The 24508-nt window shown below is 70.7% G+C and carries 27 protein-coding genes; 9 read left to right on the top strand and 18 right to left on the bottom strand.

The window, feature by feature from the left end; translation table 11 throughout:
• Positions 1–18 precede the first annotated feature (18 nt).
• Positions 19–906, bottom strand: a complete 888-nt coding sequence (locus JSX79_RS03480; RefSeq protein WP_229085176.1) for a LysR substrate-binding domain-containing protein — start codon at positions 904–906, stop codon at positions 19–21.
• Positions 907–975: 69 nt separating this feature from the next.
• On the opposite strand from JSX79_RS03480, the gene JSX79_RS03475 reads away from it, so the two are divergent.
• From JSX79_RS03475 to JSX79_RS03465, 3 genes are read left to right on the top strand one after another with little or no spacing between them, the layout of a single operon-like run.
• Positions 976–1473: a GNAT family N-acetyltransferase gene (locus JSX79_RS03475; protein ID WP_229085175.1), complete on the top strand. Its 498-nt coding sequence runs from the start codon at positions 976–978 to the stop codon at positions 1471–1473.
• A 43-nt stretch (positions 1474–1516) separates the two neighbouring features.
• Positions 1517–1717, top strand: a complete 201-nt coding sequence (locus tag JSX79_RS03470; protein ID WP_071294532.1) for a hypothetical protein — start codon at positions 1517–1519, stop codon at positions 1715–1717.
• A 58-nt stretch (positions 1718–1775) separates the two neighbouring features.
• A complete protein-coding gene (locus tag JSX79_RS03465; RefSeq protein WP_229085174.1) occupies positions 1776–2561 on the top strand; it encodes a class I SAM-dependent methyltransferase in 786 nt (261 codons plus the stop codon).
• 98 nt (positions 2562–2659) lie between these two features.
• Here JSX79_RS03465 and JSX79_RS03460 read toward each other — a convergent pair whose 3' ends face one another.
• Positions 2660–3847 (bottom strand): MalY/PatB family protein, encoded by a 1188-nt coding sequence (locus tag JSX79_RS03460; protein WP_229085173.1) that lies wholly within the window; start codon positions 3845–3847, stop codon positions 2660–2662.
• Between the two features lie 148 nt (positions 3848–3995).
• Positions 3996–4877, bottom strand: a complete 882-nt coding sequence (locus JSX79_RS03455; protein WP_229085172.1) for a helix-turn-helix domain-containing protein — start codon at positions 4875–4877, stop codon at positions 3996–3998.
• A gap of 97 nt (positions 4878–4974) precedes the next feature.
• Here JSX79_RS03455 and JSX79_RS03450 point away from each other — a divergent pair, with 97 nt between their 5' ends.
• From JSX79_RS03450 to JSX79_RS03440, 3 genes are all read left to right on the top strand, one after another.
• On the top strand, positions 4975–5751 hold the full coding sequence (locus JSX79_RS03450) for an isocitrate lyase/phosphoenolpyruvate mutase family protein (protein WP_229085171.1): 777 nt from the start codon (positions 4975–4977) through the stop codon (positions 5749–5751).
• Positions 5752–5834: 83 nt separating this feature from the next.
• Positions 5835–6461, top strand: coding sequence for an HD domain-containing protein (locus tag JSX79_RS03445; protein ID WP_229085170.1), 627 nt, complete (start codon positions 5835–5837; stop codon positions 6459–6461).
• 232 nt (positions 6462–6693) lie between these two features.
• A complete protein-coding gene (locus JSX79_RS03440; protein WP_071294526.1) occupies positions 6694–6981 on the top strand; it encodes a hypothetical protein in 288 nt (95 codons plus the stop codon).
• Between the two features lie 63 nt (positions 6982–7044).
• Here JSX79_RS03440 and JSX79_RS03435 read toward each other — a convergent pair whose 3' ends face one another.
• The 3 genes from JSX79_RS03435 to JSX79_RS03425 form a co-directional block, all read right to left on the bottom strand.
• Positions 7045–7461, bottom strand: a complete 417-nt coding sequence (locus JSX79_RS03435; protein WP_092384254.1) for a hypothetical protein — start codon at positions 7459–7461, stop codon at positions 7045–7047.
• 108 nt (positions 7462–7569) lie between these two features.
• Positions 7570–8034, bottom strand: a complete 465-nt coding sequence (locus JSX79_RS03430; protein ID WP_229085169.1) for a phage tail protein — start codon at positions 8032–8034, stop codon at positions 7570–7572.
• Between the two features lie 95 nt (positions 8035–8129).
• Positions 8130–8519, bottom strand: coding sequence for a DUF2510 domain-containing protein (locus JSX79_RS03425; protein WP_229085168.1), 390 nt, complete (start codon positions 8517–8519; stop codon positions 8130–8132).
• 154 nt (positions 8520–8673) lie between these two features.
• On the opposite strand from JSX79_RS03425, the gene JSX79_RS03420 reads away from it, so the two are divergent.
• Positions 8674–9567, top strand: coding sequence for a GIY-YIG nuclease family protein (locus tag JSX79_RS03420; protein ID WP_229085167.1), 894 nt, complete (start codon positions 8674–8676; stop codon positions 9565–9567).
• Between the two features lie 32 nt (positions 9568–9599).
• On the opposite strand, the gene ychF is transcribed toward JSX79_RS03420, so the two are convergent.
• Positions 9600–10673 (bottom strand): redox-regulated ATPase YchF, encoded by a 1074-nt coding sequence (gene ychF / locus JSX79_RS03415; protein WP_229085166.1) that lies wholly within the window; start codon positions 10671–10673, stop codon positions 9600–9602.
• 207 nt (positions 10674–10880) lie between these two features.
• Between ychF and JSX79_RS03410 the strand changes: the two genes are divergently transcribed.
• Positions 10881–11516 (top strand): exonuclease domain-containing protein, encoded by a 636-nt coding sequence (locus JSX79_RS03410; protein WP_083295392.1) that lies wholly within the window; start codon positions 10881–10883, stop codon positions 11514–11516.
• 73 nt (positions 11517–11589) lie between these two features.
• Complete coding sequence (locus JSX79_RS03405; protein ID WP_229085165.1) at positions 11590–12348, top strand: GntR family transcriptional regulator; 759 nt, start codon at positions 11590–11592, stop codon at positions 12346–12348.
• Positions 12349–12357: 9 nt separating this feature from the next.
• Here JSX79_RS03405 and JSX79_RS03400 read toward each other — a convergent pair whose 3' ends face one another.
• The 11 genes from JSX79_RS03400 to iolC all read right to left on the bottom strand — a co-directional run bounded on the left by JSX79_RS03400 (position 12358) and on the right by iolC (position 24350).
• Complete coding sequence (locus JSX79_RS03400) at positions 12358–12765, bottom strand: tautomerase family protein (RefSeq protein ID WP_229085164.1); 408 nt, start codon at positions 12763–12765, stop codon at positions 12358–12360.
• Positions 12766–12887: 122 nt separating this feature from the next.
• Positions 12888–14105, bottom strand: a complete 1218-nt coding sequence (locus tag JSX79_RS03395) for a Gfo/Idh/MocA family protein (RefSeq protein WP_070416742.1) — start codon at positions 14103–14105, stop codon at positions 12888–12890.
• Entirely contained in the window at positions 14102–15214 is a 1113-nt protein-coding gene (locus tag JSX79_RS03390) for a transaldolase family protein (RefSeq protein ID WP_229085163.1), read from the bottom strand. Before JSX79_RS03390 ends, JSX79_RS03395 begins: the two co-directional genes overlap by 4 nt.
• Complete coding sequence (locus tag JSX79_RS03385; RefSeq protein ID WP_092384268.1) at positions 15211–16080, bottom strand: sugar phosphate isomerase/epimerase family protein; 870 nt, start codon at positions 16078–16080, stop codon at positions 15211–15213. Before JSX79_RS03385 ends, JSX79_RS03390 begins: the two co-directional genes overlap by 4 nt.
• A gap of 3 nt (positions 16081–16083) precedes the next feature.
• Complete coding sequence (locus JSX79_RS03380) at positions 16084–17115, bottom strand: Gfo/Idh/MocA family protein (protein ID WP_229085162.1); 1032 nt, start codon at positions 17113–17115, stop codon at positions 16084–16086.
• A gap of 19 nt (positions 17116–17134) precedes the next feature.
• Positions 17135–18061 (bottom strand): sugar phosphate isomerase/epimerase, encoded by a 927-nt coding sequence (locus JSX79_RS03375; RefSeq protein ID WP_071294519.1) that lies wholly within the window; start codon positions 18059–18061, stop codon positions 17135–17137.
• 38 nt (positions 18062–18099) lie between these two features.
• A complete protein-coding gene (iolD, locus tag JSX79_RS03370) occupies positions 18100–19980 on the bottom strand; it encodes a 3D-(3,5/4)-trihydroxycyclohexane-1,2-dione acylhydrolase (decyclizing) (RefSeq protein WP_229085212.1) in 1881 nt (626 codons plus the stop codon).
• Between the two features lie 17 nt (positions 19981–19997).
• Entirely contained in the window at positions 19998–20900 is a 903-nt protein-coding gene (iolB, locus tag JSX79_RS03365; protein ID WP_229085161.1) for a 5-deoxy-glucuronate isomerase, read from the bottom strand.
• Between the two features lie 6 nt (positions 20901–20906).
• Positions 20907–22418 (bottom strand): CoA-acylating methylmalonate-semialdehyde dehydrogenase, encoded by a 1512-nt coding sequence (locus JSX79_RS03360; protein ID WP_070416748.1) that lies wholly within the window; start codon positions 22416–22418, stop codon positions 20907–20909.
• Positions 22415–23404 carry a class I fructose-bisphosphate aldolase gene (locus JSX79_RS03355; RefSeq protein ID WP_070416749.1) on the bottom strand — a complete coding sequence of 330 codons (990 nt, stop codon included), beginning with the start codon at positions 23402–23404 and terminating at the stop codon, positions 22415–22417. The genes JSX79_RS03360 and JSX79_RS03355 overlap by 4 nt, the downstream gene beginning before the upstream one ends.
• Positions 23397–24350, bottom strand: coding sequence for a 5-dehydro-2-deoxygluconokinase (iolC, locus tag JSX79_RS03350; protein ID WP_374474798.1), 954 nt, complete (start codon positions 24348–24350; stop codon positions 23397–23399). The genes JSX79_RS03355 and iolC overlap by 8 nt, the downstream gene beginning before the upstream one ends.
• Positions 24351–24508: the final 158 nt, after the last annotated feature.

Raw genomic sequence — 24508 nt, 5'->3', positions numbered from 1 at the left:
GGGCCCGGCGCTGCGGACTCACTCCGTCGCGGCGATGAAGTTCCGCAGGATCTCGCGGTCGTCGTCGGCGCGGGCGGCCCAGACGAGCTCGCTCCGGTGGTCGTCCGCCTCGAGCGGCAACAGCACGACGGTGTCCGGAGCGGCGAGCGTGGCGCTCTCCGGCGCCACCGTCACCCCGAGGCCGGCACCGACCAGGTGCAGCAGCGTGGCCCAGGTGGTGGCCTCTTGCACGACCACGGGTCGCCGGGCGCCGGACACCACCGGGGCGAGGTTGCGTTCGGTCGCGACCGATCCGGCCTCCGCCGGGAAGAACACGAACGGGTCGTCGAGCAACTCCGGTCCCCGGATCGATGCCCGCGCCGCGAGCCGGTGCCCACGCGGGACCGCTGCCACGAACCGCTCGCTGCGGAACGGCAGGAAGCGCACGGCCGGGTCGGGATCGGGATCGCGCACGATCGCCAGGTCGAGCTCCCCGCGGACGATCCGCGCCAGCAGGGTCGACGAGTAGCCCTCGGTGAGTTCCACGCGGACGAGCGGGTAATGCTCCCGGAACACCTGCACGCGTTCGATCGGACCGAGCGGCAGCGCGGAGACGACGAACCCGACGTCGAGCCGACCCGCTTCGCCCCGGCCCACCCGCACGGTCTCGTCGAGGTCCCGGCGAGCCTGCTGCAGGAGCGATCGTGCCCGTCCCTGCAGCACCCGCCCGGCCGGGGTGAGCGCGACGCTGCGACTCGTCCGCACGAAGAGGTCGACGCCGAGCGCCCGTTCCGTCCGCCGGATCTGCTGCGACAGTGCCGGCTGCGCGATCCGGAGTGCCTCGGCAGCACGTCCGAAGTGCAGTTCGTCGGCCACGGCGAGGAACGCCCGGAGCTGCCGGAGGTCGACGTCGGGCTCGCGATCCATGCACACAGCGTATCGATCCGCTCGAACGAGTATTGGACGGGACTCGGCACGGCGTCCGAGGATGGGTGCATGCCCGATGCGACCACCACTGACGCCGTCCTCATCACCGACATCGCCTCCGCTGCCGACGCCGAGGCGTTCCGCGTCCTCAACGAGGCCTGGATCAGCCGGTTCTTCACGCTCGAGGACGAGGACCGGAAGCTCCTCGGCGACCCGCTCGGCCAGATCGTCGAGCCCGGCGGCGCCGCCTTCGTCGCACGGCTCGGATCGGACGGGCCGGTCATCGGCTGCGTCGGCATCGCGCCCGTCGGGCCCGGGGTGTTCGAGCTGGTCAAGATGGCCGTCTCGCCCGAGCACCAGGGGCACGGCACCGGCCGCAAGCTCATCGCCGCGGCACTCGAACGTGCCCGGGCGATCGGTGCGCACCGGGTGGTGCTGGAGAGCAACGCGCAGCTGGCCAGCGCCGTGCACCTGTACGAGGCGTTCGGGTTCCGGCACCTCGGCCACGACGAGGTCGCGCCCAGCCCCTACGCCCGCGCGGACGTCCACATGACACTCGACCTCTGAGCGGAGCCGCCACGGAGCGGTACCGACCCGGTACGCTCGCGGCATGGCGACACACGAGGTGCAGGCCGTCCGCGAACGCGGCGCGTGGCAGGTGTTCATCGACGGGTTCCTGGTGACCGAGGTCACCCGGTGGCCCTCCGTCGGATTCGTCGCCCGCGAGTGGATCGGGCTCACCGAAGAGGTGCCCGCGCGCGAGGTCGACCTGACGATCCGCGTCGTCGGACGCAACCAGTACGTGGCCTGACGCTCCCCGTCAGCGAGCAGCTGCGACGAGCTGGCGCCCTCGTCGGGGAGACGCCACCATGGACCGCGTGAGCACCACGACCTTCGACGACCTGATCGCGATCGGCGAAGCCGCCGACGTCACCGGCTGGGACTTCTCGTGGCTCGACGGCCGCGCCACCGAGGAGCGCCCGCCCTGGGGCTACGCGAAGCTGCTCGGCGAGCGACTCGGCCGCCTCGCCGAGGTCCCCGGTTCCGCCAGCCTCGACGTGCAGACCGGCGGTGGTGAGGTCCTCGCCGAGGCCACGGCGTTCCCGGCCACGGCGGTCGCGACGGAGTCCTGGGCGCCGAACGTCGCCGCCGCCACTCGGCTCCTGCACCCGCGCGGAGTGGTCATCGTCGCTGACCCGGACGAACCGCCGCTGCCCTTCGCCGACGGCGCCTTCGACCTCGTGACGAGCCGGCACCCCGCCTCGATCCACTGGGACGAGATCGCCCGGGTACTCGCCCCCGGAGGCGCGTACTTCGCCCAGCACGTCGGCCCGGCGAGCGTGTTCGAGCTCATCGAGTTCTTCCTCGGCCCGAAGCCGATCGAGCGTCGGGGGCGTCACCACGACGACGAGGCAGACGCCGCGCGCGCCGCCGGCCTCGAGGTCGTGGACCTCCGGACCGCTCGTACCCGCATCGAGATCCACGACGTCGCGGCGGTGGTCTACCTGCTGCGGAAGGTGATCTGGTGGGTGCCGGACTTCAGCGTCGAGCGGTACCGCGACCGTCTGCGCGACCTGCACGAGCTGATCCAGCGGGACGGACCGTTCGTGGCGTCCTCAGCCCGTCACCTCGTCGAGGCGCGCCGACCCGAGTAGCCGACCCGTGCCTCCAGGCCGACGGCAACAGCCGACAGCCGACAGCCGACAGCCGACAGCCGACAGCCAGCAGCTGACGGCCGACACCAGCCCGTCGCTCACGCGACGTGCCAGACCAGCCCCTCTTGCGCACTCGACGGGTAGGCCGCCGCGATCCGCAGCACCGCCTCGCGCAGCGTGTCCGGCGAGCACGCCAGGTTGAGCCGCGCGAACCCGCGGCCCTGCGATCCGAACCCGAGGCCGGAGTTCAACGCGACGTAGGCGTGCTCCCGGAGCGGCACGGCCGGGTCGTCCCCGAGCCCGATGCCGCGGAAGTCGAGCCACGCCAGGTAGCCGGCGCGGGGCCGGGTGTACACGACGCCGGGCAGGTGCTCCGCGAGGAGGGAGCCGAGCAGCCGTTCGTTCGCGACGATCCGGGCGACCACGTCGTCGAGCCAGTCCGTCGCCAGGCTGAACGCCGCGAGGTTCGCGTGCAACCCGAGGATGCTCGTGCGGCAGGCGACCTCCTCCCAGAGCGTGTCGAGGAGCGCTGCCGTCCGTGCGTCCCCGGCGACGATGATCGAGCACTTCACCCCGGCGAGGTTCCAGCCCTTGCTCGCGCTCGTGACGCAGATGCTCCGCGCCCCGGCGGGCTCGGCAACCGCGGCGAACGGGGTGAAGCGGACGCCGGGGTGCGTCAGCGGTGCGTGGATCTCGTCGCTGATGACGAGGACGTCGTACCGTGCGGCCAGTTCGGCGAGCGCCAGGAGGTCGTCGTGGTCGTGCACGAGGCCGACGGGGTTGTGCGGGTTGCAGAGCAGGAAGACGCGGACGCCGTCGGCGAAGGCGCGCTCGAGGCCCTCGAGGTCGAGCCGGTAGACGCCCCACTGCTCGAGCAGCGGGACCTCTTCCACCTGACATCGGGCCTCTTCGACGAGCTCGAAGAACGGCGGGTACACCGGCGGCGTGATCGCGACCCGGCCGCCGTCCGGCAGCGCGAGGCGGAGCGACTCGACGATCCCGACGCTGACGTCCGTGGCGAGGGACACCCGGGCGGGGTCGACGTCCCAGTCCCAGCGGTCCTTCGCGAACGCGGCGAACGCCGGTGCGAGCGGCCCGGGCCCGTCGAGGTACCCGAGGTCGGACTGCTGCACCCGCTCGATGAGCGCCTGCCGGATCGCCGGCGCGACCTCGTGGTCCATCTCGGCGACGAACAGGGGCAGGACGTCGGGCGCGTACCGCGTCCACTTGATGCTCGTGCGGACCCCTCGCAGGGTGCCGACCGGGTCCTCCTCGTCGTGCGCCATGCGTCCCAGCATGCATCGGACTGGAGGCGCGGCGCGAGTCCGGCCGTCATCCTGCGTCGTGCGCGGGTCACGCCGGGGGCGCGGATCGTGAGCAGAAATGGTCGGGTTGCCTTCGCCGACCCGACCATTGCTGCTCAGCAGATGCGCGTCACGCCCCCGGCTCGGGCTCGACCGCGAGCCAGAGCTCGGCCTCCGCGGTACGACCGCCGGGTGCGAGCCGGACACGAGCGATCTCCGGCGCCGCCACGAGACGGTACGGGTTGGCGGGCAACCACTCCCCGAACGCCTGCGGCCACAGCGCCTGGATCGCTTCGGGCACCGCTCCCGAGCCGGAGAACACGACCCACGTCGCAGCCGGCACCTCGATGACGTCGAGGCCCGGTGCGCTCTCGACCGAGGTGGCGGCGACCACCGAGTAACGGAGGAGACTGCCGTCCGCGCGGCCCTCGGCGAACGCATCGGACACCGACAGCACGCCCGACGGCTCCTGGTCGGACAGTCCGGCGATGCGCTCCCGGTCCTCGGGGGTGATGCTGCGTTCGAACGCCTGGATCGCGTCGTTCGGCCCCTCGTACACGAGCGGGACACGGGTCGAGCGTCCGATGAGACGGAAGGCGGGTTTCTGGACAAGGCGGTACTGCACGGGAGTGCTCCCTTCGACGGTGAGACGGAAGGACAGCCGACCCTGCGACCGGAACACTGCGCCGGGCTCGCGCGCCTCCTGCGGCCCGATGCCGTGCACGGCGCGGAACGCCCGCCCGAAGGCATCGGCCGAGCCGTACCCGAAGCGTGCGGCGACGTCCGAGACGGTCGTCGTCCCCGAGGCGATGACGGCCGCGGCGAGCGTCATCCGCCGACGTCGGACGTACTCGGAGAGCGGCATCCCGGCGAGCGCGGAGAACACCCGCCGGAAGTGGTACTCGCTCGTCCCGGTGATGCGCGCGAGCTCGTCCACGTCGAGCACGGTGTCGTCCGGGCCGCCGTCGAGGTGTTCCTCGACCGCGGCGATCGCCTCGTTCCAACGCTCCATGTCGGTGTCCTTCCTGGTGGTGTCCTCGACGCTACGGTGACGTCGCGCGACGGACACGATGATCCCTGCCCGGGCTGGTCGGCCTACTGTCTGGGTCATGAGCACGAGCACCGCCGACAAGGCGACCACCCTCAAGCAGCTGCACGAAGCACCGGAGATCCTCCGCGTCGTCAACGTCTGGGACGCGATCAGCGCGAAGGTCGTCAGCGACCTGCCGGAGACGAAGGCGATCGCCACCGCCGGGCACTCCATCGCCGCCTCGCACGGGTACGACGACGGCGGGATGCCGCTCGACCTGGCCCTGTCGGGCGCCGCGATCGTCGCCGCCGCCACGGACCTGCCCGTCACGGCGGACCTCGACGACGGCTACGAGGACCCGGCCGAGACGATCCGCCGGGCGATCGCTGCGGGGATCGTGGGCGCGAACGTCGAGGACCGCCTCCGCCCGTTCGACGAGGCCGTCGCCCGGGTCGCCGCCATCACCGCCGCCGCCCAGGCCGAGGGCATAGACTTCCAGCTCAACGCCCGCACCGACGCCATCGCCCGCGGCGGGGACCGCCCGATCGAGGAGAGCATCGCCGACGCGATCGCCCGCGGCAAGGCGTTCCTCGACAACGGCGCCGCGCTGGTGTTCGTGCCGGGAGCCATCCAGCGTGACGTCGTGGAGCAGCTCGTCGCGGGCCTCGGTCGCGGCAAGCTGTCCGTGATCGGGCTGCCGGGCGCCCTGCCGGGCGCCGAGTACGAGGCCCTCGGGGTCGCCCGCATCTCCTACGGCCCGCTCACGCAGCGCGTCGCGCTCCGCGCGCTGCGCGACCTGGCGACCGACCTGTACGGCGGTGGTGTCGTGCCGGAGGACACCCCGACCCTGAACTGAACCAACAGGCGGCCTGGAGGCGCGGTGCCAGCTGGCACCGCGCCTCCCGTCCGTCGGTCGGTCGCCTCCGATACCTTCTTGCCATGACCCTGGACGTCGACGCGCTGCTCGCACCGCCCTCCCCCGTGGCCGCGCGGGCGCTCAATGTCGTGCGCGCGTGGTCCTCGCCGGCGCTGGTGAACCACTGCCTGCGCTCGTGGGCGTGGGCGTCGCTCCTCGCACCGACCATCGAGCTCGAACCGGACCGTGAGCTGCTGTTCGTCGCCACGATGCTGCACGACCTCGGCGTGACGCCGTCCTTCGACGCCCACGCCGTGCCGTTCGAGGACGCCGGCGGTGCGGTCGGCAGCGTGTTCGCCCTCGGTGCCGGGTGGGACGCCGCCCGTGCCCGTCGGGTCGGTGAGGTGATCGAGCGCCACATGTGGACGTCGGTCGACCCCGCGCTCGACGTCGAGGGACATCTGCTCGAGGTCGCGACCTCGCTCGACGTCTCCGGGGCCGGGTTCGCCCGGTGGAAGACGTCAGACCTGCTCGCCGTCACCGCGGCAGTCCCCCGCCTCGACTTCTCCGAGGCGTTCGACGGGCTGATCCACGAGCAGGCCGGTCGCAAGCCGTCGTCCTCCGCCGCCAGACTCGACGGCTCGGGCAACGTCGCTGCAGGTGGGAGCCGCTGGACATCGTTCCTGGACAATCCTGACATCGTCGAGTAGAGTGCTCTTTTGGTGCACTGCAGCGAACCCATCTGACTCGCGCACACCGAACCGTCTCGAAGCCGACTCACCCGAGTCGCATTCCCACGAGACCACCGCTCGATCCGAACGGACGAGCTGCACGTCGAAGCTCGACGTGCGCGCCCCGCACTCGATGCGTCGCGCCGGACTCAGCCGTCCGCCGACACCGAGTCGCCCTGGGCGCCGAACGACCAGGAAGTACCGCAACACCATGACCAGCAACGAACGAATCACCATCACCGGCACCGCCCTCGCGGCGCCGACCGTCTCCCCCGACCGCATCGCCGAGTTCGGTGTGCGCGACGAGCGCTCGCAGCGCGAGTACCTCGTCCGCATCCCGGCCGACGACCTCGGTCTCTTCATCACCCGTGGCGCCCGCGTCGACATCGACGGCGAGGCCGGCTGGACCGTGCCCGGTCGCTCGTGGCGCGGCGAGGCGAGCCGCACGCTCGTGCAGGCGCAGTCCGTCCGCGTGGGCGAACTGGCACTCGCAGCCTGAGCCCCAGCACGCCACACACGAAGGCCGCCGAGCACTGCTCGGCGGCCTTCGTCGTGTGTGGGGTCAGTCGGTCTTGTCCGCGGCCGCTGTGTCCGCCGCGGCCGTGTCCGCGGTCGCCGTGTCCGCGGCCGCCGTGTCCGCGTCCGCCGTGTTCGCTTCGTCGGCGTCGGCGAAGCGGTGGCCGCCGTCGACGTCCACCGGCCGTTCGGTCCCCGCTCGCTCCGCAGCGTCCCGCAGCCGCCGGATGAACGCGTGGTCCTCGGGCTCGAGTTCGTCGTCGGGCGCCGCGCTCACGGTCAGCTCGCTCGCGGGGCCGATCAGCACCGTCGTCCGGGTCACCGAGCCGTCGTCGGCCACCGCGGGGATCGCAACGGTGTCGGTCCTGCCGTTGGCACCGAGGATCGCCGCGTAGTCCGCGACCGCATCGGCGATCGCGTCCCCCGTGAGGATCTGGCTGCCGTCGTAGTGGATGTACTTCACGTTGCCTCCTAGCCTCTCGACGGTAGGTGGGCGTGATGCGCATGGGCCGAGCAAGCGCGTTCTGTGGCCAAACCGGACGACGATCGGCTCAGCGCGGACGACGCGAGGTCAGTACTCGCCCTTGACGACGAAGTACGAACCGCGAATCGTCCCCGCCAGCTTCGACTTCTGCCGCGCGAAGTTGAACTTGTCCGCCAGCTCCTCCGGCACCTCCATGCCGTCCGAGAGCTTGAACCCGACCGCTCGCTTGCCGCCCGGCTCCAACGTGTAGAGGACGTTGACCGCGAGTCCGGACTCGTAGAAGACGTGGGTCCAACGGATCCCGTCGACGAAGGCCTCGGTGGCTTCGAGCGGCTTCGAGGCGATGGCCAGTCCCCGCTCGTCCTGGAGGACCTTCGTGACGTAGTCGACCAGGTCGGGCACGTCCTCGGCGGGGTGGGTGGTGAAGACGTGGTCGTACTTGTTCTTGAAGTAGCGGGCCTCGTTCGCCCGGAGGCCGGCGAGGGCGTCCGCGACCGGCGAGGACTCCAACCCGACGGTGGACACGTGCTCGAAGTCGACGACGTACGACATGGGGCCTCCTCGGCGATGGACTCAGCGCCAACCTAGCGCGGCGATGCGAACAGACGCCAAGCCAGCCGGTCCGACGCACGCATCCGCGGTTGCGGTCAGACGAGCTTCTCGAAGACCATCGTCGCCTGAATCCGGTCGCCGCCGCCGAAGCCGGTGCTGCCCGAGGACGACGTGGTGATCGTGTGCAGCCGGTACCCGAGCGCCGCCTGGGCGTTGATCGCCCGCTCGAGCTCCGTGAGGTTGCCGGACCCGGTACCGAAGAACTTCTCCTTGAGCACCACCTGCAGGACGACGTAGCTCATACCGGCTGCAGCAGGGCGCGGCTGCCCACCGGCGGAGGCCTCGGCCTGGATGCGGTCGATCACCCCGCCGAGTCCCGGTGACGGCGCTGCCGCGGGCCGCACCTGCTCCGTCCACGCGGAGCCGTCCCACCACCGCATCGTCCCGGAACCGTCGTCGTACCAGCCCGCCTGCGCGTTCGTCATGTACCCATCCTGGCGGCGTGCGATCGATTCCGGCGACGGCACTGCGAATCCCCCAGCACCGTCACCGGCGAAGCCGCGCGTTGGTCACGCTCACCAACATCGTGCCCTAGGCTCTTTGAGTAAACGTCAACAACTCGGGGGAAGAACCATGCCAGTGCAGACCGCGATCGACCCAAGCGTGCAGCAGCAGGTAGCGAACGAACTCGGGCTCTACGTCTACATGCTCGTCGATCCCGCGACGGGTGTGCCCTTCTACGTCGGGAAGGGAAAGGGCGAACGGTTCGCCTCCCACGGGAGGGAAGCGCTGCTCACGGACAGCGCCGAGACCCCGAGCAACAAGATCGCCAAGATCAAGGCGATCCGGGAACTCGGCGCTGAACCGGAGATCTGGATCGTCCGCTACGGCATGCGGTCCAAGGTCGAGTACACGTCTGTCGAGGCCGCGTGCATCGACCTGCTCCGCTCGATGCCGGTCCTCGCACGGGCCACAGGAACCGTGCGGCTTCCCGGAGGCCAAGCCGCCCAGCTCACGAACGCACGACGAGAGTCGGCCAAGGGGCACGGCATCATGCGACTCCAGGACCTTCTCGACGAGATGTCAGCGCCGCCGCTCGAGACGGACGAACCCCTGCTCATCATTTCGCTCGGCGCGTGGACCAGCAGTCGCGAGGAGGCGCTCGACGGCTCCGAACTGGACGGCTACGGGTACAAGGCGGAATGGCTCCCGCGGGCGGAGCGCGAGAAGCACTCCCAGGAGATCGGGCAATCGGCGTCGAAGTGGTTCAAGTTCTCCGAAGCCACGGTCGAGCGCCACGGGATCGAGTACGCCGTCGCAGCGCATCGCGGCGTGACTCGCGCACTCCTCCGGATCGTCCCGGGCTCGTGGCAGCACCAAGGGTCGGGCACTCATCGCCGGAGCGGCTTCCGCTTCGAGGTCGTGAGCGACGGAGCACTGTTCGAGGAGACGGTCGGCGCGTACGGCCACCGTCTGCCGGAGAAGAGGCGTGGCGAGCAGTCGACGTTCCGCTACTGGCCCTACGCCCGCTGAGGACGGACCGAGGCGCACAACCGGACGACGGGTCAGTTGTTGAAGCGGAACTCCACCACGTCGCCGTCCTGCATGACGTAGTCCTTGCCCTCGATCCGGGCCTTGCCGTGCGCACGGGCCTCGGCGATGGAGCCAGCAGCCATGAGGTCCTCGAACGAGATCACCTCGGCCTTGATGAAGCCCTTCTCGAAGTCGGTGTGGATCACGCCGGCAGCCTGGGGTGCCTTCCACCCCTTGCCGATCGTCCACGCGCGGGCTTCCTTCGGACCGGCCGTCAGGTAGGTCTGCAGCCCGAGGGTGTCGAAGCCGATGCGGGCGAGCTGGTCGAGGCCGGACTCGGTCTGCCCGGTCGATTCGAGGAGCTCGGCGGCGTCGGCCGGGTCGAGCTCGATCAGCTCGGACTCGACCTGGGCGTCGAGGAACACGGCCTGCGCGGGCGCGACGAGCGCGGACAGTTCGGCCTTGCGGGACTCGTCGGTGAGGATCGCCTCGTCGACGTTGAAGACGAAGATGAACGGCTTTGCCGACAGGAGCCCGAGCTCGGCGATCGGTGCGAGGTCGATCGAGGTGGCGGACAGGAGCGTGCCCTGCTCGAGCGCTGCCTTGGCCTCACGAGCGGTCTCGAGCACGATCGGCTCGGCCTGCTTCAGCTTCACGGTCTTCTCGTACCGCGGCAGCGCCTTCTCGATGGTCTCGAGGTCGGCGAGGATCAGCTCGGTGTTGATGACCTCGAGGTCGTCCTTCGGCGACACCTTGTTCGCGACGTGCACGACGTCGTCGTCGGTGAAACCGCGGACGACCTGGGCGATGGCGTCGGCCTCGCGGATGTTGGCGAGGAACTTGTTGCCGAGCCCCTCGCCCTCGCTCGCGCCCTTGACGATGCCGGCGATGTCGACGAACGACACGGGGGCCGGCACGGTCTTCTCGGAGTTGAAGAGCGTCGCGAGCTGGTCCAGCCGCGGGTCGGGGAGGTTCACCACGCCGACGTTCGGCTCGATCGTCGCGAACGGGTAGTTCGCGGCGAGGACCTGGTTCTTGGTCAGGGCGTTGAACAGGGTCGACTTGCCGACGTTCGGGAGACCGACGATTCCGATGGTGAGTGCCACGGGAGGACAGCCTACCGGCGGCCGCCCGTCGGGGCCGACCCGCGCCTCCAGTCCGACAGTCCGACAGTCCGACAGTCCGACAGTCCGACAGTCCGACGCGGACGGCCGACCGTCGACTGCCGACGCCCGACGGCCGGGACGGCCGGCCCGGCCGCAACGCCGAGGGGCTCTGCGGCGATGTCGGCGCCGCGTGCGACGATCGGGACCGTGCCGTTGAACTTCACCGCGATCGACTTCGAGACCGCGAACAGCTCGCCCGCCAGCGCCTGCTCGGTCGGACTCGTCAAGGTCCGTGCGGGCAGGGTCGTCGAGCGGGCGTCGTGGTTCATCCGGCCGCCGCTCGGGCACGACGCCTTCCTCGAGTGGAACACCCGCATCCACGGCATCGTCGCGTCGGACGTCGTCGGGGCGAAGTCGTGGGAGCAGCAGTACCCGGACATCGTGGCGTTCGCCGACGGGGACGTGCTCGTGGCGCACAACGCCCGCTTCGACATGGGCGTGATCGCCGGTGGGTGCTCGGCGACGGGGATCGACCTCGCGGAACACCACTCGCTGTGCTCGCTGCAGGTCGCCCGCAAGACCTACACGCTCGACTCCTACCGCCTGCCGATGGCGGCACGGGCCGCCGGGTACGAGGGCTTCCAGCACCACGACGCGGCCGCCGATGCCGAGGCGTGCGCGGCGATCGTCGTGCACGCGGCCGGGCACCACGGGACGGACACGGTCGAGGCGCTCGGCGCGGCCGTCCGGGTCGCCATCGCTCCGGTGCGGGCCCGAGCGGAGAAGCCGCGGACGGCTGCGCAGCCCCGGCTGTCGAACCGCCCGATGATCTTCGCCGACTGACGGCGGCGCGCTGGCCGGTCCGCCGCGGGCCCGGTGGTATTGTCACGACAATCCCTACTGCTGAAGGACCGCGATGACCAACGAAGGCCAGCTGCCGTCCGACCTGTTCATGGACCTGGACCGGTCGGGTCCGATGCCCCTGTACTTCCAGGTCGCCTCGCGCATCGAGGAGTCGATCCGCTCCGGCGCGATGCCCCCGGGTGCCCGCCTCGAGAACGAGATCGCCCTCGGCGAGCGGCTCGGGCTGTCCCGGCCGACGATCCGCCGGGCGATCCAGGACCTCGTCGACAAGGGCCTGCTCGTGCGCCGGCGCGGGATCGGCACCCAGGTCGTGCACGGCCCGGTGACCCGCAAGGTCGAGCTGACCAGCCTCTACGACGACCTCGCACAGGGGTCGCAGGCGCCGGCGACGAAGCTCCTCGAACGCAACGACGTGCCCGCCCCGGACGCCGTCGCCGAGGCGCTCGGCATCGCACCGGGCACCACGGTCGCCCACATCCGTCGCGTGCGCTTCGCCGAGGACGTCCCGATGGCGATCCTCGAGAACTACCTGCCGCCGGAGTTCCTCGAGATCACCGACGGCGACCTGCAGACCCACGGCCTGTACCAGCTCCTGCGAGGCCGCGGCGTGACCATGCGGGTCGCGAAGCAGCGCATCGGCGCCCGCGCGGTCACCGACGAGGAGGCCGGTCTGCTCGAGATCGAGGACGGCGACCCGGTGCTCACGATGAGCCGCACCGCGTACGACGCCTCGGGCCGCGCGGTCGAGTACGGCGTGCACTGCTACCGCCCGGACCGCTACTCGTTCGAGGTCACGCTCGTCGACAAGTAGGCGGCCCGCTCAGGCGAACGAGGGGACCCCGAGTTCGCCCGTCACGTACTGCGCCCGGCCGAAGCCGAAGGACCAGTCCTCCGGCCCGTTCTCGACGTACCCGATGAAGACGTCCTCGGACGCGACACCGACCCCGGCAAGGCCGTCGTGGATCGCGCGGTAGAGCTCCTGCTTCGCGGCCTGGTCGCGCCCGCGCTGCGTGAAGACCTGGATCATCACGACCCCGTCGGTGCGCTCGAACCCGAGTCCGGCGTCCTCGGCGATGATCTGCTGCGCCGGGTGCTCGGTGACGATCTGGAACCGGTCGCGTGCGGGGATGCCGTACACGTCGACGATGGCGGTGTGGATCGCGTCGGCGACGGCACGCACGGCCTCGGGCGTGCGGCCGGTGGTGAGGTCGATACGGACGAGCGGCATGGTGCCTCCTGCAGGTCGATACTTTGTCCTGACAAACTAACATGGATTGCGACCGCGGGACAGAGCAGACGGGAGGCGCGGTGCCAGCTGGCACCGCGCCTCCCGTCCGTCGGGTCGTGCGTCTAGAGCACGGGGGTCGCCGCCGCGTAGGTGAGCGGTCCGTCGACGCGCGCCACCTCGTGCCACGCCCCGTCGGCGAGCGACGCCTCCGCCGCTTCCACGATCGACGCAGCCGCCAGGCCGTCGGCGACCGACGGCGCGAGCTGCTCCCCGCGCCGGACGCTCGCGATGAACTGCGCGGCCTCGACGGTCTTCAGGTCGTCGTACCCCATGGCGGTGCCGGCGCCCGGCTGGAAGCGGGCGAACTCGCCGTCCCCCGCGGCCACGTAGTGGGTGGCGTACCCGTCGACCTCTTGCCCGTCGAGGTAGACCTCGAGCTCGTTGAGGCGCTGGAAGTCCCACCGCACCGAGCCCTTCGTGCCGTACACCTCGAGCGTGTACTCGGCGTGCGGCCCCCGCATGACGCGGCTGGAGTCCATCGTGCCGACGGCGCCGTCCTCGAAGCGGAAGAGCAGGGCCGCGTAGTCCTCGTTCTCGACCGGCTTTCGCTCCCCCGTCGCGGCGGCGCTGCGGTCGACGATGCCAGCGCCGGGGAGTGGGCGGTCGACGATGAAGGTCTCCGCGAGCGCCGTCACGGACGAGATCCGGCCGACGACGTACTGCGCCAGGTCGAGCCCGTGCGAGAGCAGGTCGCCGAGGACGCCCGAGCCGGCACGCTCCCGCTCGAAGCGCCAGGTCAGCGGCGCCGCGGGGTCGGACGAGTAGTCGGCGAGGAGCGACCCGCGGACGTTCGTGATCCGGCCGAGGCGCCCGCTGCGGACGAGTTCGCGCGCCCGTTCGATCGCCGGGGCGTGCCGGTAGTTGAAGCCGACGCTCGTGATGACACCGGCGCGCTGCACGGCCTCGTGGATCTGTCGGGAGTCGCTGGCGTACCGGCCCATCGGCTTCTCGATCCAGAACGGCTTCCCCGCCTCGGCAGCGGCGACCGCCATCTCGCGGTGCAGGAAGTTCGGCGAGCAGATCGAGACGACGTCGACCTCGGGGTCGGCGAGGACCTCGTGGTAGTCGGCGACGGCCCGCTCGTAGCCCAGGCGGGTCACCGCTTGGTCGCGCGCGGCCTCGATCGGGTCGGCGGCGACGACGAGCCGGGGGTGCACGCCGAGCTCCGGGAAGTGGTCGGGCAGGGCGCGGTAGGCACGGGAGTGCAACCGGCCCATCCAGCCGACCGAGATGAGGCCGACACCGATGGTGGCGACGTCGGCGGACGCGGCTGCGCTCATGCTGCCGGCACGATGATGTCGCGGACCAGGGCGTCGAGCTTCGCGTCGGCGTCGAGGAACTGGCGCAGCGTGGTCACCGTGGCGCCGAAGCGGTCGAACTCGTCGATCGTCATGCCGTCGACGTCGTAGCCCCGGGCGAACTCCGGCGTGGCCGCACGCAGCGCGTCGATGACGTGCGCGGGGACCTCGTCGTGGATGGCGTCCGGACGGAACGGGAACGCGTTGTCGTTGATGTCCTTCGACCACTGGAACGGCGGCGACACGACGAGGTCACCGCCCTGGAACTCCGACCACTGCATCGCGTTCCGGAAGGCCGCGACGAGCACGCGCGACCGGAAGCCGCGCTCCTGGAAGACCCGGTACGCGTGCTTCACCGCAGCGACACCGGCCCACTCGAGGATGCCGGGGTCGACCATCACGTGGTCGCGCTTGACGACGGTCTTCAACCAGTCGTCGAAGCGGCCGGCCATCAGCGTGACGACGTGGCCGAACTCCTGCTCGGGCAGACCCTCGGCGGCACGGCGGTCGAGGGCGCGCTCGATGGCCTCGCCCACGGCGACGACCTGCGGCACGGTGAACGACACGGTCGCGTTGATCGAGACACCGCGGTACGCGGCCTCCTCGATCGCGGCGATGCCGACCTTGGTGGCGGGGATCTTCACGATGATGTTCGGCGCGAGCTGCGAGAACCGCACGGCCTGTTCGACGAGGGCGTCCTGGTCGCGGTGGAGACGCGGGTCGGTCTGCATGCTCAGCCGTCCGTTGCGGCCACCCGACGCCTCGAAGGCGGGCAACAGCTGCGCGGCCGCGGCGATCGAGAGCTCCTCGACGGCCTTCCAGCCGATCCAGGACTCCCCCGCGGTCGGGTGCTCGGCGGCGATCTCGCGGATGCGCGGGACCCACGTGTCGGGGTCCTGCTGGATGCAGGTGTACGCGATCACCGGGTTGCAGGTCGCCCCGACGGCGCCGTACTCGTGGATCGCGGTGGACAGCTCGCGCGGATCCGCGGAGTCGTTCCACAGGGCGGTCACGGTCTGCGACGCGGCCTGCAGCGTGACGGGTCGGGCGTCGGTGCCGGTGGGCGTCGGGGTCTCGACGGTGGTCGTCATCGGTTCAGTCCCTTCGTGATCGTGTCGAGCTGGAAGCGGGAGACCTCGTCGGCGTTCTCGTCCTCGGCGAAGACGCTCGACACCGCGACGGTGTCCTCGCGCGCCGTGAAGCCGACTCGGTCGAGGGCGGCCCAGAAGGCGTCGAAGTCGACGTCCGCCTGCCCGACGGGGAGGTGCTGGTGCACGCGCACGGGGTTGCCCGGCGGGTTCGTGATGTAGCGGAGGCCGTGCGACCGTCGGTGGTCGTAGGCGTCGGCGACGTGGATCAGCTGCAGCGAGTCGCCCGCGGCGTCGATGATCTCGTCCATGTTGCCGCCGTAGTGGAAGGTGTGGCAGGCGACGTAGACGAACCCGACGTGCTTCGAGTTGAGGCCGCGGATGACCCGGAGGGCCTCGAGGCCGTCCTCGACGAAGTCGTCCGGGTGCGGGTCGATGAGCACGCGGAGTCCGGCGTCCTCGATGATCGGCAGGAGCTCCTCCATCGAGCGGTAGAAGGCGTCCTCGGACTCCTCGGGGAGTTCGGGGCGGCCGGAGAACTCGGTGTTGATCGTGTCGACGCCGAGGCGCTTCGTGATCTCGATGACCCGCTTCCACTTCGTCACCGCGGCCTCGCGGGCGTCACGGTCGGGCCCGGACCACCGGAGGACCGGCAGGACGGACGCGACCTCGACCCCGGCCTTCCGGCACGCGGCCGCGAACGCATCGACGAGGTCGTCGTCGGCCTTCGGGTGTCGGTAGAAGGGGATGAAGTCCTGGTGCGGGGTGAGCTGCAGGTACTCGTAGCCGAGGTCCGCGACCTTCTGCGGGAACTCCAGCAGCGACAGGTCGTGGTGGAACGGCGTCGGGTCGAGTGCGATCTTCGGCATCGATCAGGCCGTCTCGTAGAACGCCGGCTTCGCGGTGGCGTAGGCGACCTGCTCCAGCGCACCGGTCTGCTGCGCACGCACGGCCACCTCGGCGACGACGGACGCCGTGTAGCCGTCCCAGGCGCTCGGCCCGTCGATGCCGCCGGTCTTGGCGGCGTCGACCCAGCGCTGGACCTCCTCGTCGTAGGCGGCGCCGAAGCGCTCCACGAACGACGGGGTGACGCCCTGGCCGGACACGCCCTGCGACACGAGGTTCAGCGAGGTCTCGCGGCCGATGTAGGCGACACCCGACTCGAACACCGCGTCGGTCGTGACCTGGTAGCCGAACTGGGCGTTCACGTTGATCTCGACGATCGCCATCGTGCCCGACTCGGTGGTGAACAGGACGAACTGCGGCTCGGGCAGGTCGGCCGGTGCGAGGGAGTTCTTGCGCGGCTTCTTCACCTCGACGGCGACGATCGGCTCCCCCGTGATGAACGGGATGATGTCGATCTCGTGGATCACCGAGTCGTGGATCAGCATCGACTCGCTGAAGTTCGGCGGGGTCGTCGGGTTGCGGTGCGCGTGGTGCAGCGCGAGCAGGGCACCGTTCGAGCCGGACTCCCGCAGCGCACGGAGCTCCTGGTAGCCCTTGTCGAACCGGCGCATGAAGCCGACCTGGATCTTCGGGCGCTCGGACGTCGCCTGCTCGAGCTCGACGATCCGCAGGGAGTCCGCGGCCGACGTGGTGAGCGGCTTCTCGCAGAGGACGGAGAGGCCACGCTCGATCGCGGGCACGAGGACGGGCTCGTGCAGGAAGCCCGGGGTCGCGACGATGACGGCGTCGATCGGGGTGGCCTCGAGTGCGTCCTCGAACGACGACGCGGTGATCGCACCCGGGGCCTTCGCCGCGGCCGCGGTGGCCCGGGCGGTGTCGGGGTCGACGATCGCGACGACGTCGGCGCCGGCGATGGTCGACGTGATGCGACGCACGTGGTCGCTGCCCATCGCGCCCGCTCCGACGACGGCGACGCGGAGGTTCTCGGTGGTGCTCATGCTGGGTTCTCCTGGGGTGTCAGAGGGCGCGGGCGGCGGCGGTCGAGCCGAAGATGTGCTGGAACGTGCGCTCGGCGATCGGGCCGGGAGCGTCGACGGAGCAGCCGTACATGTCCTGCTCGACGATGCCGAAGATGTCCGGGTTGATCTTCGCGACGGCCTCGATGATGGGCGCGAGCTCCGGCGTGCCGTGCGGCGGCTCGGTCATGATCCCCTGCGCCACCGCGGTGGCGAACGGGACGTCGTTCTTCAGGACGTCGGGGAGCAGGTCGGTGTCGACCTGCTTGAGGTGCAGGTAGCCGACGCGCTCGGGGTGCTCGGCGATGAGCTTCAGGTTGTCGCCGCCGTAGTACGCGAAGTGACCGGTGTCGAGGCAGAGGTTCGTGTAGGCCGGGTCCGTCTCGGACAGGAAGCGCACGGTCTCCGTGTAGGTGCCGACGTGGCTGTCCGCGTGCGTGTGGAACTGCTGGTGCACGCCGAACTCCTCGAGCAGCGCCTTGCCGAGCTGGTCGTGGCCCTTGCCGAGGCGCTCCCACTGCTCGTCCGTCAGCGTGCGCGACTCGAGCACCTCTTCCGTGGCGTCCGAGCGCCAGAGGTCCGGGATGGTCACGAGGTGCTCGGCGCCGAGCGCTGCGGCGAGACCGGCGACCTTGACGGCCTGGTCCCACGCGCGTTGGAACTGGTCGTCGCCCTTGTGGAACCCGGTGAAGACGGTGCCGGCTGACAGCTGGAGCCCGCGGGACTCCAGTTCGTCGCGCAGCTGCGAGGGGTCGGTGGGCAGGTACCCGTACGGCCCGAGCTCGATCCACTTGTAGCCGGCCGCGGTCGCCTCGTCGAGGAAGCGCTGCCACGGGACCTGCTTCGGGTCGTCGGGGAACCAGACGCCCCACGAGTCGGGGGCGGTGCCGATCCGGATGGCGTCGGTGGCGGTGGCGGTGTCGGTCATGACGTCGTCGTCTGCTTTCTGCGTGTGGTGGAAGGTGTTCAGCCGAGCAGGGGACGCTGCGCGGCGACCTGCTGCTCGTACGCGGCGCGGGCCTGCTGGGTGCTCGGCAGCGTGGAGGTCTGGGCGACCGGGACGTCCCACCAGCCGTCACCCTCGGGGGCGTAGACGAGCGGGTCCGAGTGGACGTGCACGAGCGTGGTGTGGTCGTTCGCCTTCGCCTGACGCACCGCGGACGTGAGGTCCTCGATCGCGTTCGGCCCGGGCTGCACCTCGATGACGTCGACGCCGTACGAGCGGGCGTTGGCGGCGAGGTCGACGGGCAGCACGTCGTCGCCCTCGAACGAGCCGGTCTCGTCGAGGTAGCGGTACTTCGTGCCGTACCGCTCGGACCCGACCGTCTCGGACAGGTGCCCGATGGACGCGTACCCGTTGTTCTGGATGAGGACGACCACGATCTTGATGCCCTCGGCCACGGCCGTGACGAGCTCGGTGTGCAGCATGAGGTAGCTGCCGTCGCCGACCATGACGATCGCGTCGCGGTCCGGCGCGGCACGGCGGACGCCGATGCCCCCGGCGATCTCGTAGCCCATGCACGAGAACGCGTACTCGACGTGGTAGCCGAGGGCGTCCCGCACCCGCCAGAGCTTGTGCAGGTCGCCCGGCAGCGATCCGGCCGCCTGGATGACGACGTCGCGCGGATCGGTGGCGGACTGCACCGCGCCGATGATCTCGGACTGACCGGGCACGGCCAGGCCGGACGGTGCGAAGGCCTGGTCGACCACGGCGTCCCACTCGTGCTTCCGCTGCGCGATCTCGGCCGCGTACCCGGCGTCCACCGAGAACGCGGCGAGGTGCTCGGCGAGCGCGACGAGCGTCTCGCGCGCATCCGCGACGATCGGCAACTGCGACCCGTGCTTGTAGGCGTCGAACGCGGCGACGTTGACGTTGACGAACGTGACGTCCGGGTCCTGGAACGCCGTCCGGGAGGCCGTCGTGAAGTCGCTGTACCGCGTGCCGATCCCGATGACGACGTCGGCCTGCGCGGCGATCGCGTTCGCCGCGGCGGTACCGGTCGCGCCGATGCCGCCGAGGTACTGCGGGTGGTCCCAGACGAGCGACCCGCCGCCGGCCTGCGACGTGCCGACCGGGATGCCGGTGGCCTCGACGAACGCCGCGAGTTCCTGCTCCGCACCGGAGTACAGCACGCCACCGCCGGCGACGATGATCGGACGCTTCGCCGACCGGATGGCCTCGACCGCACGCGCCAGCGGCCCGTGCTCGGGCAGCGGCCGGCGGATGTGCCACTCGCGCGGCTGCAGGAAGGCGACGGGGACGTCGAGCTGCTCGGCCTGGACGTCCTCGGGCAGGGCGATGGTCACGGCGCCGGTCTCGGCCGGGTCGGTGAGCACCCGCATCGCCGCGAGCGCGATCGAGAACAGCTGCTCCGGACGCTCGACGCGGTCGAAGTACCGGGACAGCGGACGGAACGCGTCGGTCACCTGCAGCGAGGTGTCGTGCGGCAGCTCGATCTGCTGGAGCACCGGGTCGGTCGTGCGCGTGGCGAAGGTGTCCGACGGCAGCAGCAGTGCGGGCAGCCGGTTGGTCGTCGCGAGCGCCGCGGCGGTGAGCATGTTCGCGGCACCCGGGCCGACCGACGCCGTCGCGGCGAAGGTGGCACGGCGGCGGTGCATGCGGGCGAAGCCGACGGCCTCGTGCACCATCGCCTGCTCATTGCGGGCCTGGTGGTACGGCAGCAGGCCGGGCTGCTCGACGTGGAGCTGCTTGATGGCCTGGCCGACGCCGGCGACGTTGCCGTGCCCGAAGATGCCGAAGATCCCCGGGATGGTGCGTTCGCGGACGTCACCGTCGACGGTCCACTGGTTGGCCAGGAACTCGACGAGTGCCTGGCCGACGGTCATCCTCCGCGTGTTGGTGGTCACGCGAGCTTCCTTTCGTAGGGCAGGCGCGGGTCGATCGACTCGGATTCCCACACCTGGCGGACCCAGCCGTGCGCCGGGTCGTCGGTGATGTTCCAGACGCGTTCCGGGTCGGGCCCGGCCATCACGTTGAGGTAGTACATGTCGTAGCCCGGCGCCGCGACGGCGGGACCGTGCCAGCCGTACGGCACGAGGGCGATGTCGCCGGTCCGCACCTGCCGGAACTCGTCGATCGCGCGGTCGTCGGACGCGTAGGTCCGGTGCAGTGCGAACGGGTCGGCGGTGGTCGGTGCGGAGACACCGCGCGCGACGGCGGACTCGTAGTAGTAGATCTCCTCGAGGTTCGACTCCTCGCCGGGCACGGACGTGTCGTGCTTGTGCGGCGGGTACGACGACCAGTTGCCGGCCGGCGTGATCACCTCGCACACGATGAACTTGTCCGCGTCGAGCGCCGCCGGGGTGCCGAAGTTGTGCACCTGCCGGCTGGACTGTCCGGCACCGCGGAGCTCGACCGGCACGTCCTGCCGGGCCACGTACGTCGTCGGCTTGACGGTGTCGGTGGGTGCCTCGGCGACCGCGAGCCGACCGGTGCCGGTGATCCGCGCCTCCGTTCCCGAACCGAGGTACAGGACGTCGGTCGGTCCGTCGAACACGCTCGAACGCCCGTCGAGGGCCTGGTCGCCGTTCCCGGCGGCGCCCGCGTACGTGACGTGGACCGATCCGGCGAGCGGCACGACGATGCGCTCCACGGCGTCGGCCTGGAGGCACAGCTCGCCCCCGTCGGTCAGCGCGCCGGTCCGCAGACCGGTGTACGCCCACCCCGCGACACGGCCGTCGATCACGTCCGTCCAGCCCGCCTCGGGGCGGGAGCCGGCGGGGTTGAACCAGTTGTCGGTCGTCACGAGCGCTCAGCCGTTCGACGGGAAGCCGAGGTTGATGCCGCCGTGCGACGGGTCGAGCCAGCGGCTCGTGATCGCCTTCTGGCGGGTGAAGAAGCTCACGCCGTCGGCGCCGTACGCCTTGTGGTCGCCGAACAGCGAGTTCTTCCAGCCACCGAACGAGTAGTACGCGACCGGGACGGGGATCGGCACGTTGATGCCGATCATGCCGACCTGCACGTCGCGCTGGAAGCGACGGGCAGCGCCGCCGTCGTTGGTGAAGATGGCGGTGCCGTTGCCGTACGCCCCGCTGTTGATGAGCTCGAGGCCCTCCTCGTAGGAGGCGACGCGGACGACGCTGAGTACCGGGCCGAAGATCTCCTCGGTGTAGACGCGGCTCGTGGTGGGGACCCGGTCGATGAGCGTCGGGCCCAGCCAGAAGCCGTTCTCGTCGCCGTCGGGTCGGACGGTGCGGCCGTCCACCACAACCACCGCACCGTCCTGCTCTGCGACCTCGATGTACGAGGCGACCTTGTCACGGTGCTGCTTCGTGACGAGCGGGCCCATGTCGCACCCGCGACGACCGTCGCCGATGCGCAGGGTCGCCGCGCGCTCCGTGATCTTCTCGATGAGCTCGTCGGCCACCGGCTCGACGGCGACGACGACCGAGATCGCCATGCAGCGCTCACCGGCGGAGCCGAAGCCCGCGTTGATGGCGTTGTCCGCGACGAGGTCGAGGTCCGCGTCCGGCAGGACGAGCATGTGGTTCTTCGCGCCGCCGAGGGCCTGCACGCGCTTGCCGTGCTTCGTGCCCGTCTCGTAGACGTACTGCGCGATCGGGGTGGACCCGACGAAGGAGATCGACTCGACGTCGGGGCTGGTGAGGAGCCCGTCGACGCTCAGCTTGTCGCCGTTCAGGACGGTGAAGACACCGTCGGGCAGTCCGGCCTCCTTGAACTTCTCGGCGAGCCAGATCGCGGCGCTCGGGTCCTTCTCGCTCGGCTTCAGCACGACGGTGTTGCCCGCGGCGATCGCGATCGGCAGGAACCACAGCGGCACCATGGCGGGGAAGTTGAACGGGCTGATGATTCCGACGACACCGAGCGGCTGACGGATCGAGTACACGTCGATGCCGGTCGACACCTGGTCGCTGAACTCACCCTTGAGCAGGCTCGGGATGTTCGTCGCCAGCTCGACGACCTCTTGCCCGCGGGCGATCTCGCCGAGGGCGTCGTCGATGACCTTGCCGTGCTCGCTCGTGATGATCTCGGCGAGCTCCGCCTTGTCGCGGTTGAGGACCTCGCGGAAGGAGAACAGGATCTGCTGGCGCTTCGACAGCGACAGGTTGCTCCACGCCGGGAACGCCGCTTTCGCGCTCGCGATCGCCGCCTGGATCTCCTCCTCGTTCGCGAGGGCGACCTGCTTCGTCGCGACCCCGAGCGCCGGGTCGTACACCGGGGCCGTGTTGCCGGAGGTCGACGCGACGCGTGCCCCGTCGATCCAGTGCCCGATGGTCGTGGTGGCGGTCTCGGTGGTGGTCATGCGTTGCTTCCTTCCGGGATGGACGAGTCCATGGTGGTGGCGCCCGCGAGCCGAGCGGCTGGGTCGTGGGATTCTGTGGAGAACCCGGCACGGGCCTCCTGGGTGTGGACGAGCCCGGCGGCCACGTCCACGGCTGCGGCGACGTCGCCGTCCGGCGGGTAGAGCAGCGTGCGGCCGACGACCAGGCCGCGCACCCCGGGGAGTGCCAGTGCGTCGGCCCACTTGGCGTAGGTCTCGAGCGGGCGGGTCGACGGGTCCCCGCCGAGCAGCAGGGTCGGCAGCGTCGTCGCGGCCATCACCCGCTCCATGTCGTCCACGACCGGGATCTTGAGCCAGCTGTACGCGCTCGACTCCCCCAGTCCCGCGGCGATCGCCATCGAGGTGATCACGGCGTCGGCGGTCAGGTCGTTGACCACCCGGCCGTCCTGCCACGCCGACATGAACGGTTCGAGCATGATCGGCAGCCGGAGCGCGGCCGCCTCGCTGACCGCCCGGGCCGTGGCCTCGAGGGTCGGGGCGGTGCCCGAGTCCTCCAGGGCGATGCGCACCAGGAGCTTGGCGAAGTCCAGCCCCGAGTCCTTGATGGCCTGCGCCGAGTACGCCGTGTAGCGGTCGTCCATCTCGAACGTCGCGCCCCGGAGGCCACCGCGGTTCATCGACCCCACGACGACCTTGTCGTCGAGGGCCCCCAGGAGTGCGAGGTCCTCGAGGATGTCCGGCGTGCCGAGCACCCCGTCCACCCCGGGGCGTCCGAGCGCCGTGACGAGCCGCTCGAGCAGGTCGTACCGGTCGGCCATGGCGGACTCGTCGTTCCGGACGGCCAGGGCTCCGCGTGCCGGGTGGTCTGCGGCCACGATGAAGAGCTTGCCGTCGTCGGCGAGCAGGGAGCGCTTGCGTCGGGCGTCGAGCGCGGCCCGCACGAGCTCGGGCTGCCCGGCGCGGACGTCCCGCAGCCGCGCGAAGTCGGCGGTGCTGATCTCAGGCATTGACGGCCTCCTCCGTGGGGTTGTCCTGCAGGAACTGCTCGATCTCGTCGCTCGTCGGCATCGCGGTCGAGCACTCGAACCGGGTCGCGACGATCGCGCCGGCGGCGTTGCAGAACGCGAGGATCCGCTCGAGCCCCCAGCCCTGCAGCAGTCCGTGGGTGAGCGCTCCGCCGAAGCCGTCGCCCGACCCGAGGCCGTTGACGACGTCGATGTGGTGCGGGCGGAACTCGACGAACTCGTCGCGGGTCTTGGCGAGGACGCCCTTCGGCCCCTGCTTGACGATGGCGATCTCGACCCCGCGCTCGAGCAGGGCGTCGGCGGCGCGGACGGGGTCGGTCTCACCGACGGCGACCTCGCACTCCTCGCGGTTGCCGACGGCCACGGTCGCGTGTTCGAGGGCGACGGCGACCTCGCGCGTCGCGGCCTCGGGCGACGACCAGAACATGGACCGGTAGTCGAGGTCGAGCACGGTGTGCCGGGCGGTCGGGGACGCGGCGGCACTGCGCGCTTCGTACGCCACCTGGTGAGCCTGGCGGCTCGGCTCCTCGCTGAGGCCGGTGGCCGTCGTCCAGAAGATCTTCGCCCGCTCGATCTCGTGCAGCGGCAGGGACTTCGCCGTGATCATGAGGTCCGGGGCCTTGGGCGCCCGGTAGAAGTACAGCGGGAAGTCGTCCGGCGGGAAGATCTCGCAGAACGCGACGGGGGTGTTCAGCCCCTCGACCGTCTCGACGAAGGCGTTCGCGACACCGAACTCCGGCAGGGTCCTGGCGATGTAGCGGCCGAACGGATCGTTGCCCGTGCGGGTGATGACCGCCGCGTCGGCTCCGTGCCGGGCTGCTGCGATCGCGACGTTCGTGGCGCTGCCGCCGACGGACTTCGAGAACGTCGAGACGTCTTCGAGCGGCCCCGTCTGCTGCGGGTAGATGTCGACGCTCACACGTCCCATCGTGATCACGTCGTACGCGTGGGGAGCTGGGTTCGTCATGCGACGCGGGGGACCTTCCGTGCGGCTTCATCGGCGGACGATCACGACTGTACACCTTGTTTGCCCTAATGTCATGACATGGATTCGGGCGGCCCAGGAGGCGCGGTGTCGGTGGGTCC

Source organism: Curtobacterium sp. GD1 (assembly GCF_020882855.1).
Taxonomy (GTDB): domain Bacteria; phylum Actinomycetota; class Actinomycetes; order Actinomycetales; family Microbacteriaceae; genus Curtobacterium.
Note: the sequence above shows the minus strand (reverse complement) of the source record. Positions and strands in the feature narration are given on the sequence as shown.